Source organism: Streptomyces sp. NPDC002825 (assembly GCF_040295385.1).
In the GTDB taxonomy this organism is placed as follows: Bacteria; Actinomycetota; Actinomycetes; order Streptomycetales; family Streptomycetaceae; genus Streptomyces.
On the sequence record NZ_JBEOVH010000004.1, the window covers coordinates 301,432 to 313,859 of the forward strand.

Annotated in this window: 10 protein-coding genes; 8 read left to right on the top strand and 2 right to left on the bottom strand. The window is 71.3% G+C overall.

Annotation, left to right across the window (positions count from 1 at the left end; all coding sequences use genetic code 11):
* The first annotated feature begins 45 nt into the window (after positions 1–45).
* The 3 genes from ABT041_RS08125 to ABT041_RS08135 all read left to right on the top strand — a co-directional run bounded on the left by ABT041_RS08125 (position 46) and on the right by ABT041_RS08135 (position 7,289).
* Positions 46–774 carry a VIT1/CCC1 transporter family protein gene (locus ABT041_RS08125; RefSeq protein ID WP_351180820.1) on the top strand — a complete coding sequence of 243 codons (729 nt, stop codon included), beginning with the start codon at positions 46–48 and terminating at the stop codon, positions 772–774.
* Between the two features lie 499 nt (positions 775–1,273).
* On the top strand, positions 1,274–5,836 hold the full coding sequence (gltB, locus tag ABT041_RS08130) for a glutamate synthase large subunit (RefSeq protein WP_351180823.1): 4,563 nt from the start codon (positions 1,274–1,276) through the stop codon (positions 5,834–5,836).
* The gene (locus ABT041_RS08135; protein WP_351180826.1) at positions 5,829–7,289 is read left to right on the top strand and encodes a glutamate synthase subunit beta; all 1,461 of its coding nucleotides are present in this window, start codon (positions 5,829–5,831) and stop codon (positions 7,287–7,289) included. The genes gltB and ABT041_RS08135 overlap by 8 nt, the downstream gene beginning before the upstream one ends.
* Before the next feature lie 220 nt (positions 7,290–7,509).
* Here the strand turns inward: ABT041_RS08135 and ABT041_RS08140 are convergent, their stop codons facing one another.
* Positions 7,510–8,640 carry an LLM class flavin-dependent oxidoreductase gene (locus ABT041_RS08140; RefSeq protein WP_351180829.1) on the bottom strand — a complete coding sequence of 377 codons (1,131 nt, stop codon included), beginning with the start codon at positions 8,638–8,640 and terminating at the stop codon, positions 7,510–7,512.
* Positions 8,641–8,733: 93 nt separating this feature from the next.
* On the opposite strand from ABT041_RS08140, the gene ABT041_RS08145 reads away from it, so the two are divergent.
* Positions 8,734–9,309, top strand: a complete 576-nt coding sequence (locus ABT041_RS08145) for a PadR family transcriptional regulator (RefSeq protein WP_351180832.1) — start codon at positions 8,734–8,736, stop codon at positions 9,307–9,309.
* Entirely contained in the window at positions 9,310–10,029 is a 720-nt protein-coding gene (locus ABT041_RS08150; RefSeq protein WP_351180835.1) for a VWA domain-containing protein, read from the top strand.
* Here ABT041_RS08150 and ABT041_RS08155 read toward each other — a convergent pair.
* On the bottom strand, positions 10,024–10,920 hold the full coding sequence (locus ABT041_RS08155; RefSeq protein WP_351180838.1) for an aldo/keto reductase: 897 nt from the start codon (positions 10,918–10,920) through the stop codon (positions 10,024–10,026). The two genes, ABT041_RS08150 and ABT041_RS08155, sit on opposite strands and share 6 nt — an antisense overlap.
* Before the next feature lie 69 nt (positions 10,921–10,989).
* Between ABT041_RS08155 and ABT041_RS08160 the strand changes: the two genes are divergently transcribed.
* The 3 genes from ABT041_RS08160 (at position 10,990) to ABT041_RS08170 (ending at position 12,393) form a co-directional block, all read left to right on the top strand.
* Complete coding sequence (locus ABT041_RS08160) at positions 10,990–11,355, top strand: MerR family transcriptional regulator (RefSeq protein ID WP_351180841.1); 366 nt, start codon at positions 10,990–10,992, stop codon at positions 11,353–11,355.
* A gap of 53 nt (positions 11,356–11,408) precedes the next feature.
* The gene (locus ABT041_RS08165; RefSeq protein ID WP_351180844.1) at positions 11,409–11,789 is read left to right on the top strand and encodes a VOC family protein; all 381 of its coding nucleotides are present in this window, start codon (positions 11,409–11,411) and stop codon (positions 11,787–11,789) included.
* 94 nt (positions 11,790–11,883) lie between these two features.
* Complete coding sequence (locus ABT041_RS08170; RefSeq protein WP_351180847.1) at positions 11,884–12,393, top strand: pyridoxamine 5'-phosphate oxidase family protein; 510 nt, start codon at positions 11,884–11,886, stop codon at positions 12,391–12,393.
* Positions 12,394–12,428: the final 35 nt, after the last annotated feature.

Genomic DNA, 12,428 nt, shown 5'->3' on the forward strand with positions numbered 1-12,428 from the left:
GGGGGCGGCGGGTGCATCCCGGCCCGCCGGAACGAGGGGAGAACCATGTCCATCATCGAAGCGCACGCGCCACTGCACGAGGCCCACCGCGACAACCACACGCACCGTGACGTGAACGGCGGTTGGCTGCGCCCGGCGGTGTTCGGCGCGATGGACGGACTCGTCTCCAACCTCGCCCTCATGACCGGCGTCGCCGGTGGCGCGGTCTCCTCGCAGACCATCGTCATCACCGGCCTCGCGGGCCTCGCCGCGGGCGCCTTCTCCATGGCGGCCGGCGAGTACACCTCCGTCGCCTCGCAGCGCGAGCTCGTCCAGGCCGAACTGGACGTCGAGCGCCGCCAGTTGCGCAAGCACCCCATCGACGAGATGGAGGAGCTCGCCGCGCTCTACGTCTCCCGCGGCGTCGAGCCCGCGCTCGCCCGCGAGGTCGCGATGCAGTTGTCGAAGGACCCGGAGCAGGCCCTGGAGATCCACGCCCGCGAGGAGCTCGGCATCGACCCGGACGACCTGCCGTCGCCGACGGTCGCCGCCGTGTCGTCCTTCGGCTCCTTCGCGCTCGGCGCGCTCCTGCCCGTCCTGCCGTACCTGCTCGGTGCGACCGCGCTCTGGCCGGCCGTGCTGCTCGCGCTCCTCGGGCTCTTCGCCTGCGGCGCCCTGGTGGCCCGCGTGACCGCCCGCGGCTGGCTCTTCAGCGGTATGCGCCAGCTCGTCCTGGGTGGTGCCGCCGCGGCCGTCACGTACGGGCTCGGCATGCTCTTCGGGGCCGCGTTGTAGCGCAGCGGCTCACGTGCGGATTTCGCACCCGGACGCAAGACCGAGAGGCCCCCGAAAAGGGCCTCTCGGTCTTTTCGTGGCACCTTTTCGGGACATACGGCGCGGATCGGCTGTGACGTATATCCCTGGCCCGATCCGCCACCTCGATGAGACACTATGCAGGACGCCACATAAGTAGCCGGTTACTCGGCGGTTTCGAACCCGTGACCAACGGGAAAGAGGCCTGAGCGTCACCGGGCAACGAAGCCCACCCCCAGTGGCGGGTCGTCGGAGACCCGAACAATCTCCGGACCATCGATCCGTCCCCCGCGGGACAGCCTCTGTCGCCGCACCCCACAGGTGAACCCACACCACCGCTCCGTATCGGCGGTGTCCGCATGCTGGAATGAGCTATCCACTTCGCGAGAAGCCAGCCATCATGTAACCTGCACGAAATTTCGCGGAGGGCCAACGTCGTCCCTCGGCAGCTCCATATGCCACGACGACGACGGGAGAGCCGATGCGTTCCGACGCCTGGTCGCCCATGGACGGTCGCCCCGCTCCGCAGGGGATGTACGACCCCCGTAACGAACACGACGCCTGTGGTGTCGGGTTCGTGGCCACCCTCACCGGTGTAGCCAGCCACGCGCTGGTCGAGCAGGCGCTGACCGTACTGCGCAACCTCGAGCACCGCGGCGCCACCGGCTCCGAGCCCGACTCCGGTGACGGCGCCGGCATCCTGCTCCAGGTCCCGGACGCCTTCCTCCGCGAGGTCGCCGGATTCGCCCTCCCCGAGGCCGGCGCGTACGCCGTCGGCATCGCCTTCCTCCCCGAGGACGGCACCGACGAGACCGCCGCGAAGATCGAGACGATCGCCGCCGAAGAGGGCCTCACCGTCCTCGGCTGGCGCGAGGTCCCCGTCGCCCCCGAGCTGCTCGGTGCCTCCGCCCGCGCCACCATGCCGGTCTTCCGCCAGCTCTTCGTCGCCGACGGCGAGCACACGGGCATCGCGCTCGACCGCAAGGCCTTCGTGCTGCGCAAGCGCGCCGAGCGCGAGGCCGCGACGTACTTCCCGTCGCTCTCCGCCCGCACCATCGTCTACAAGGGCATGCTGACCACCGGCCAGCTGGAGCCCTTCTTCCCGGACCTGTCGGACCGCCGCTGCGCCACGGCCGTGGCCCTGGTCCACTCCCGGTTCTCCACCAACACCTTCCCGAGCTGGCCGCTGGCCCACCCGTACCGCTTCGTCGCCCACAACGGTGAGATCAACACCGTCAAGGGCAACCGGAACTGGATGACCGCCCGCGAGGCGCAGCTCGACTCCACCGTCTTCGGCGAGGGCTCCCTGGAGCGGATCTTCCCGATCTGCACCCCGGACGCCTCCGACTCGGCCTCCTTCGACGAGGTCCTGGAGCTCCTCCACCTCGGCGGCCGCTCCCTGCCGCACGCGGTCCTGATGATGGTCCCGGAGGCGTGGGAGAACCACGAGACCATGGACCCGGCCCGCCGCGCCTTCTACCAGTACCACTCCACGATGATGGAGCCCTGGGACGGCCCGGCCTGCGTCACCTTCACCGACGGCGTCCAGGTCGGCGCGGTCCTCGACCGCAACGGTCTGCGCCCCGGCCGCTACTGGGTCACCGACGAGGGCCTCGTCGTCCTCTCCTCCGAGGTCGGCGTCCTCGACATCGACCCCGCCAAGGTCGTCCGCAAGGGCCGCCTCCAGCCCGGCAAGATGTTCCTCGTCGACACCGCCGAGCACCGCATCGTCGAGGACGACGAGATCAAGGCCGCCCTCGCCGCCGAGCACCCCTACGAGGAGTGGCTGGAGACCGGCGAGATCGAGCTCTCCGACCTCCCCGAGCGCGAGCACATCGTGCACACCCACGCCTCGGTCACCCGCCGCCAGCAGACCTTCGGCTACACCGAGGAAGAGCTCCGCGTCATCCTCGCCCCGATGGCCCGCAGCGGCGCCGAGCCCATCGGCTCCATGGGCACGGACTCGCCGATCGCGGCCCTGTCCGCCCGCCCGCGGCTGCTCTTCGACTACTTCACGCAGCTCTTCGCGCAGGTCACGAACCCGCCGCTGGACGCCATCCGCGAGGAGCTCGTCACCTCGCTGCGGTCCTCCCTCGGCCCGCAGGGCAACCTCCTCGAGCCGACCGCCGTGTCGTGTCGCAGCGTCACGCTGCCCTTCCCGGTGATCGACAACGACGAGCTCGCCAAGCTCATCCACATCAACGCCGACGGCGACATGCCCGGCATGAAGGCCGCGACCCTCTCCGGCCTCTACCGGGTCTCCGGCGGCGGCGAGGCCCTCGCCGCCCGCATCGAGGCCATCTGCGCCGAGGCCGACACCGCCATCGAGGGCGGCGCCCGCCTCATCGTGCTCTCCGACCGGCACTCCGACGCCGAGCACGCGCCGATCCCCTCGCTGCTGCTCACCGCGGCCGTCCACCACCACCTCATCCGCACCAAGCAGCGCACCAAGGTGGGTCTGCTCGTCGAGGCCGGCGACGTCCGCGAGGTCCACCACGTCGCCCTGCTCATCGGCTACGGCGCCGCGGCGGTCAACCCGTACCTGGCGATGGAGTCCGTCGAGGACCTGGTCCGCGCCGGCACCTTCATCGAGGGCCTGGAGCCCGAGCAGGCCATCCGGAACCTGATCTACGCCCTCGGCAAGGGCGTCCTCAAGGTCATGTCCAAGATGGGCATCTCCACCGTCGCCTCCTACCGCGGCGCCCAGGTCTTCGAGGCCGTCGGCCTCGACGAGACCTTCGTCGCCACGTACTTCAACGGCACGGCCACCAAGATCGGCGGCGCCGGTCTCGACGTCGTCGCCAAGGAGGTCGCCGCCCGCCACGCCAAGGCGTACCCCGTCTCCGGCGTCCCCTCGGCGCACCGCGCCCTGGACATCGGCGGCGAGTACCAGTGGCGCCGCGAGGGCGAGCCGCACCTGTTCGACCCGGAGACCGTCTTCCGCCTGCAGCACGCCACGCGCACCAAGCGGTACGACATCTTCAAGAAGTACACGGACCGGGTGAACGAGCAGTCCGAGCGCCTCATGACGCTCCGCGGCCTCTTCGGCTTCGCCACCGAAGGCCGCACCCCGATCTCCATCGACGAGGTCGAGCCGGTCTCCGAGATCGTCAAGCGCTTCTCCACCGGCGCCATGTCGTACGGCTCCATCTCCCGCGAGGCGCACGAGACGCTCGCGATCGCCATGAACCAGCTGGGCGCCAAGTCCAACACCGGTGAGGGCGGCGAGGACCCGGAGCGCCTGTACGACCCGGCGCGCCGCTCCGCGATCAAGCAGGTCGCCTCCGGCCGCTTCGGCGTCACCAGCGAGTACCTGGTCAACGCGGACGACATCCAGATCAAGATGGCCCAGGGCGCCAAGCCCGGCGAGGGCGGCCAGCTGCCCGGCCACAAGGTCTACCCGTGGGTCGCCAAGACGCGTCACTCGACGCCGGGCGTCGGCCTCATCTCGCCGCCGCCGCACCACGACATCTACTCCATCGAGGACCTGGCTCAGCTGATCCACGACCTCAAGAACGCCAACCCGGTCGCCCGCATCCACGTGAAGCTGGTCTCCGAGGTCGGCGTCGGCACGGTCGCCGCCGGTGTCTCCAAGGCCCACGCGGACGTCGTCCTCATCTCCGGCCACGACGGCGGTACGGGCGCCTCGCCGCTGACCTCCCTGAAGCACGCGGGCGGTCCCTGGGAGCTCGGCCTCGCCGAGACCCAGCAGACGCTGCTGCTCAACGGCCTGCGCGACCGGATCGTCGTCCAGACCGACGGTCAGCTGAAGACCGGCCGTGACGTGGTCATCGCCGCGCTGCTCGGCGCCGAGGAGTTCGGTTTCGCGACCGCGCCGCTCGTCGTCTCCGGCTGCGTCATGATGCGCGTCTGCCACCTGGACACCTGCCCGGTCGGCATCGCCACCCAGAACCCGGTCCTGCGCGACCGCTTCTCCGGCAAGGCCGAGTTCGTCGTCAACTTCTTCGAGTTCATCGCCGAGGAGGTCCGCGAGCTCCTCGCCGAGCTGGGCTTCCGCACCCTCGAAGAGGCCGTCGGCCACGCCGAGCTGCTCGACACCAGCCGCGCGGTCACGCACTGGAAGGCGCAGGGTCTCGACCTGGAGCCGCTCTTCTACGTGCCCGAGCTGCCCGAGGGCGCGGTCCGCCACGCCCTGGTCGAGCAGGACCACGGCCTGGAGAAGGCCCTCGACAACGAGCTGATCCAGCTCGCCGCCGAGGCCCTGAACGCCGCCTCCGCCGAGGAGGCCCAGCCGGTCCGCGCCCAGGTCCCGATCCGCAACATCAACCGGACCGTCGGCACCATGCTCGGCCACCAGGTGACGAAGAAGTTCGGCGGCGCCGGCCTCCCGGCCGACACCATCGACATCACCTTCACCGGCTCCGCGGGCCAGTCCTTCGGCGCCTTCCTGCCGGCCGGTGTCACGCTCCGTCTGGAGGGCGACGCCAACGACTACGTCGGCAAGGGCCTCTCCGGCGGCCGTGTCATCGTCCGCCCCGACCGGGGCGCCGACCACCTGGCCGAGTACTCCACCATCGCGGGCAACACGATCGGCTACGGCGCCACCGGCGGCGAGCTGTTCCTCCGCGGCCGCACCGGCGAGCGCTTCTGCGTCCGCAACTCCGGCGCCCTGGTCGTCTCGGAGGGCGTGGGCGACCACGGTTGCGAGTACATGACCGGTGGCACGGCGGTCGTCCTCGGCGAGACCGGCCGCAACTTCGCGGCCGGCATGTCGGGCGGTGTCGCGTACGTGATCGACCTCGACCGGGACAACGTCAACTCCGGGAACCTGGAGGCGATCGAGGCCCTGTCGGACACCGACAAGACCTGGCTGCACGACGTCGTGCGCCGCCACTTCGAGGAGACCGGCTCCACGGTCGCCGAGAAGCTCCTCGCCGACTGGGACGCTGCCGCGGCCCGGTTCAGCAAGATCATCCCCACCACGTACAAGGCAGTGCTCGCCGCCAAGGACGCCGCTGAGCTCGCCGGTCTCTCCGAGACCGAGACCACCGAGAAGATGATGGAGGCTGCGTCCCATGGCTGACCCCAAGGGCTTCCTGACCACCGGGCGCGAAGTCGCCCAGACCCGACCGGTGGGCGAGCGCGTCAGGGACTGGAACGAGGTCTACGTCCCCGGCTCCCTGCTGCCGATCATCAGCAAGCAGGCCGGCCGCTGCATGGACTGCGGCATCCCGTTCTGCCACAACGGCTGCCCCCTCGGGAACCTGATCCCCGAGTGGAACGACTACGCCTACCGCGAGGACTGGTCGGCGGCGCAGGAGCGCCTGCACGCCACCAACAACTTCCCGGAGTTCACCGGCCGCCTCTGCCCGGCGCCCTGCGAGTCCGCGTGCGTGCTCGGCATCAACCAGCCGGCCGTCACCATCAAGAACGTCGAAGTCTCCATCATCGACAAGGCCTGGGACGGGGGTGACGTCAAGCCGCAGGCGCCCGAGCGCCTCTCCGGCAAGACCGTCGCCGTCATCGGCTCGGGCCCGGCCGGTCTCGCCGCCGCCCAGCAGCTGACCCGGGCCGGCCACACCGTCGCCGTCTACGAGCGCGCGGACCGCATCGGAGGCCTCCTCCGCTACGGCATCCCCGAGTTCAAGATGGAGAAGCGGCACATCAACCGCCGCATCGAGCAGATGCGCGCGGAGGGCACCAAGTTCCGCACGGGCGTCGAGATCGGCCGTGACATGCCGGCGACGGCGCTGCGCAACCGGTACGACGCGGTCGTCATCGCCGCCGGCGCCACCACCGCCCGCGACCTGCCCGTCCCGGGCCGGGAGCTGAACGGCATCCACCAGGCGATGGAGTACCTGCCGCTCGCCAACAAGGTCGTCGAGGGCGACTTCGTGGCCCCGCCGATCACCGCCGAGGGCAAGCACGTCGTCGTCATCGGCGGCGGCGACACCGGCGCGGACTGCGTCGGTACGGCGCACCGCCAGGGCGCGGCCTCGGTCACGCAGCTGGAGATCATGCCGAAGCCGGGCGACGAGCGGAACGCCGGCCAGCCCTGGCCGACCTTCCCCATGCTCTACAAGGTCACCTCGGCGCACGAGGAGGGCGGCGAGCGGGTCTACTCCGTCTCCACCACCCACTTCGAGGGCGACGAGGACGGCAACGTCCAGTTCCTCCACCTCGTCGAGGTCGAGTTCGTCGACGGCAAGCTGACCCAGAAGCCGGGCACGGAGCGGAAGATCCCCGCCCAGCTCGTCACCCTGGCCATGGGCTTCACCGGCACGGACGTCGAGAACGGCCTGGTCGCCCAGTTCGGTCTGGACCTGGACGAGCGGGGTAACATCGCCCGTGACGCGGACTTCGCCACCAACGTCGACGGCGTGTTCGTCGCCGGCGACGCCGGCCGCGGCCAGTCCCTCATCGTCTGGGCCATCGCCGAGGGCCGCTCGGCCGCCCGAGGCGTCGACCGCTACCTGACCGGAGCCAGCTCGCTGCCGGCCCCGATCCGCCCGACGGACCGCGCACTGACGGTCTGACCCGGCCGGATCACCCCGAGAACGTCCCGTACAACGACGTGCGGAACTGAGCGCAGCACCTCCCGAATGTCCCCGACCGGACGCCTGGGAGGTGCTGGTGCTCGTTGTGCGGGTGCGCGAAGGCCCGTCTCGGCTCGGGCGGTGCCCGAGCGATGCGCGTGGGGCCGCGGCAGGTGGACCGGTTCGGGCCGGGGGGGCTTCGGCGCGTTCTCGTGCCGGCTTACCGAGAGGGGGGCCCCGGCGCGCGGAAGGCGGGGATCACGTGCTCCCCCCACTGCCGGATCGTCTCCAGGCAGACCTCCTGCGGCACCGTGCCCATCTGGATCAGGCACATCACCTCGTCCACGCCGATCTCCCGGAGCCGTTCCACGTAGGCGGTCGCCGTCGCCGCGTTCCCGTAGGCGTGGTCGGTGTTGTACGTGCCCGTGTCGACCGGGCGGGCGGGGATGTCCGCCTCGTGCAGGCGGGCGATCAGCTTCCGGCGCTGTTCGTCGAGCGCCCCCGCGTGGTCCTCGTCCTCCGCGTAGCCCGTGGGGGCGGGGGCGCCGCCGTACCAGTGGGCGATCGACTCGGCGAAGAAGCGCTGGCCGCGCGCGCCGAGCCGGAGGGCGCGGGCCGGGTCGTCCAGGACGATCGTCGGGCAGAGGGCGGAGAAGTGGTCGTTGACCTCCGTGGAGACGAACCGGGATCCGTCCCGGGAGGCGATGGCCTCGTCGTACACCGCGCGCATCGCCCGGACGTCGTCGGCGCCCGCGAAGCCCATCACCAGGGCCCCGATGCCGAGTTCGGCGGCCTGCCGGAGCGAGTCGTGCTGCGAGCAGGCCATGAAGAGCGGCGGGTGCGGGGCCTGTACGGGGCGGGGGAGGACGGCGCCGGGGCCGATGTCCAGGGTGCCGTGCCACTCCAGCTCCGGCTCCCGCCAGGCCGAGGCGAAGATCCGCAGGGCCTCCTCGGTCTGCGGGCGGGTGTCCTCGGGACGGACCCCGAACATCCGGGTCTCCTGGCGGGTCGCGCCCCGGCCGGCGCCGACGTCGACCCGCCCGCCGGAGAGCACGTCGAGCATGGCGGCGCGTTCGGCGACCCGGACCGGGTGCTGGTAGCCGAAGGGCATGGTGACCACGCCGTGGCCGACGCGGATGGTCCGGGTGCGGGCGGCGACCCAGGTCAGGAAGATCTCGGACGCGCTCATGTGGGCGTACTGGACGAGGGAGTGGTGCTCGACCGCCCAGATCCGGTCGAAGCCCATCTCCTCGGCGAGGACGGCCTGTTCGACGCAGTCGTGGAGGACCTGGTGTTCGCGGGCGGGGGTGGGGTCGACGAGCTGTGCTTCGAAGATCATGGAGAACTTCACGGGCGCTCCTCCCGGCGCGGACCGGCTTTATGCCTAATCGAAATACTTCTAGCAGGCATAGAGGGAGGAAGGAAGGGTCGTAGACTGCCGGTCGTGGTGGACCGAGAGAGCGTGCCAGAGCTTCCCGCGACCAGCTGGGCCGTGCTCGGACTGCTCTCCCACGGACGGGAGTTGTCCGGCTACGACGTCAAGAAGTGGTCCGACCGGTCCCTCGGCCTCTTCTACTGGAGCCCCTCCTTCAGTCAGATCTACAGCGAGCTCAAGCGCCTGGAGAACAGCGGCTACGCCACCTCGCGGCTCGTCGCCCCCGAGGCCGGCACCCGCGACAAGCGGGTCTACCGCATCACCGACGAGGGCCTCGACGCCGTCCGCACCTGGGCCCGCACGGCCCCCCTCGACCCGCCCGTCCTCAAGCACGGGCCGATGCTGCGGCTCTGGCTCGGCCACCTCCTCGAACCCGAACGGATGCGGGAGATCCTGGCCGCGCACCGGGAGTACGCCGAGGGCATGCGGCGCCGCGCCGAGGCGGACGTGGCCGACGCGGGGGCCGACGAGGCCTGGGCGTACCCACGGCTCACCCTCACCTGGGCCGAGCGGTACTACACGGCCGAACGCGACCTGGCCGACGCCATGCTCGCGGACATCGAAGAACTGGAGGGGGAGCAGTAGATGGCACTGAGCCTGCGGAAGGTCGAGGAGACCGCGCCCGCGCTGGTGAGTCTCTACAAGGAGGCGGGTGCCTCCCTGGCCCGGCACGGCATCGGCGGCCAGCGGGTCGCCGTGTACCTCGTGGTCGACTACTCGGGGTCCATGAAGCCGTACTACAACAGCGGCGCCGTGCAGGCCCTGGCGGACCGGGTCCTCGGCCTCTCCGCGCACCTCGACGACGACGGGCGGGTGCCGGTGGTGTTCTTCTCCACCGACATCGACGCCGAGACCGACATCCGGCTCGACGACCACGTCGGCCGGATCGACCGGATCGTCGCCGGGCTCGGCCACATGGGCAAGACGAGCTACCACCTCGCCATGGACGCCGTCATCGACCACTACCTCGACAGCGGCTCCACCGCGCCCGCGCTCGTCGTCTTCCAGACCGACGGAGGGCCGATCAACAAGCTCGCCGCCGAGCGGTACGTCTGCAAGGCGGCCCGGCTGCCCATCTTCTGGCAGTTCATCGGCTTCGGCGACCCCGGAAGCCGGCAGTTCGAGTTCCTGCGCCGGCTCGACGAGCTGGACGTGCCGGCGAAGCGCCCCCTCGACAACGCCGGCTTCTTCCACGCCGGCCAGGACCCGAGCCGGGTCCCCGACGCCGAGCTGTACGACCGGCTCGTCTCGGAGTTCCCCGCCTGGCTCGCCGCGGCCCGGGCCCAGGGCGTCGTCCGGTCATGAACCCGCAGCTGCTCCCAGGCGGTCGAACTGCTCCTCGGTGAGGGCGAGGTCGAGCGCGCCCAGGTTCTCCACCAGGTGGGCCGCCGAGGACGTGCCGGGGATCGGGAGGACGTGCGGGGCCCGGTGCAGCAGCCACGCCAGGGCCGTCTGGGACGGCGTCGCACCGAGCTCGCGCGCCACGCGGGCGACCGGCCCGTCCGGGCCCGCGTGCCCGCCCATGGCGACCGGGAAGAACGGCACGAACGCGATCCCGCGACCGGCCGTGTGGTCGACGACCGGGTCGTGCTCGCGGGCCGCCAGGTTGTAGAGGTTCTGCACCGCCGCGATCGGCGCCGTCGCCTCGGCCTCGGTGAGCTGCTCCACCGTCACCTCCGAGAGCCCGATGTGCCGGACCTTGCCCTCCTCCTGGAGCCGCTTCAGGGCGCCGACCTGCTCGGCGACCGGGACGTTCTCGTCGAGACGGTGGAGATAGAGGAGGTCGATCCGTTCCGTACGCAGCCGGCGCAGGCTCAGCTCGGCCTGCTGGCGCAGATAGGCGGGGTGGCCGAGCGGCACCCACTCGGTGGGGGAGGGCCGGACCACGCCGACCTTGGTGGCCACCGCGACCCCCTCGCCGTACGGGTGCAGGGCCTCGGCGAGCAGCTCCTCGCCGGCCCCCAGGGCGTACGCGTCGGCCGTGTCGAAGAGGGTCACCCCCGCCTCGGCGGCCGTCCGCAGCAGAGCCACCGCCGCCGCCCGGTCGGCCGGGGCCGTCCAGATGCGGGCCTCCGGGCCGGTCGGGTCGCCGGGAGCGTCGGCGAGTCGCATCGTGCCGTACCCGACACGCCGGACCGGGAGGTCGCCGCCGAGCTGGAATATCGTCGTGTCCGAGGAGTTGATGTCGTTCGTCATGCCCGGAACCGTAGGAGCTCACACGGATGTGAGGTTCAAGCGCGGACGGGCGAATGTGAGGGGGGTCACATGAAGATCGGTGAGCTGGCGCGCGAGACCGGGGTCAGCGTCCGGCTGCTCCGGTACTACGAGGAGCAGGGCCTCCTCGCCTCCGAGCGCACCCCCGGCGGCCAGCGGGTCTACGGCCCCGACGCCCCCGCCGTCGTCCGCCGCATCCGCGCCCTCCTCGGCGCCGGACTGCCGACCCGGGTCATCGCCGAGGTCCTCGACTGCGTCTGCGGCAGCGAGGCGGAGATCGAGCCCTGCCTCAGCCCGATGCTCGTCGCCCAGCTCGACGCCATCGACGAGAAGATCCAGGACCTCCAGGGCACGCGCTCCTCGCTCGCCGCGCTCGTCGCGGTCACCGAGGGAAGGCAACTCGCCACCGCGGACTGATCGTTGGGGGAATTCGGTGGCCCGGGACGACGAAGCGCGCGATCATGCGGCCCATGACCTCTCTCGTACGCCACGTGACCATCGACTGCGCCGACGCCTACGCCCTGGGGAGCTGGTGGGCCTCCGCCCTCGACGCGAAGCTCGCAGACGACGACTTCCCCGGCGACCCGGAGGCGCTCCTCGAGTCGCCCGGCGCGAACCTCCTCTTCATCCAGGTCCCCGAGGGGAAGGCGGGGAAGAACCGGGTCCACCTCGACCTCCAGCCCCAGGACCGCACCCGGGACGAGGAGGTCGAGCGGCTCCTCGGGCTCGGCGCCACGCTGTTCGAGGACCACCGGAACCCGGACGGCACCGGCTGGGCGACCCTGAAGGACCCCGAGGGCAACGAGTTCTGCGTGGAGCGCAGCAAGGCGGAGCGCGCGGCGACCGCCTGAATCCGCCGGTGAGTCCGGAGCAATCCGGACAGTGGCTGTCGGGTATCCGGTGTTTCCTGGACTCATGGGAGACGCAACCATGGGAGACACGGCCATGGGAGACACCGGAACCACCTGGGCGGCCTTCGAGGCCGCCGAGCCCGAGTTCGCCGCGACCGTGCGCGAGCGCTTCGGGCAGTACACGCACCACGCCCTCGCCACCCTCCGCAGGGACGGCTCGCCCCGGCTCAGCGGCATCGAGGCCGACTTCCGCGACGGGGAGCTCTGGCTCGGCATGATGCCGAACTCCCGCAAGGCGCTGGACCTGCGCCGCGACCCCCGGTTCGCGCTGCTCGCCAACCCGGGTCCCGGCACCGACATGGGCGGCGGGGACGTCCGCATCTCGGGGCGGGCGGTCGAGGTCACCGACCCGGAGAAGCTGGACCGGTACGCGGCAGAGGCGGGCGAACCACAGCCCTTCCACCTCTTCCGCGTGGAGCCGACCGAGGTCGTACGGACCTGGGTGGACGGCGAGGAGATCCGCTTCCGCAGCTGGGCGCCGGGACGCCCGACCAAGTCGCTGCGGCGCGGCAACGACGACAGTCCGCCCCGCGAGGACGCCTGACCCGTGACCGGCGCGGCGCGCGGAGGACCACAATG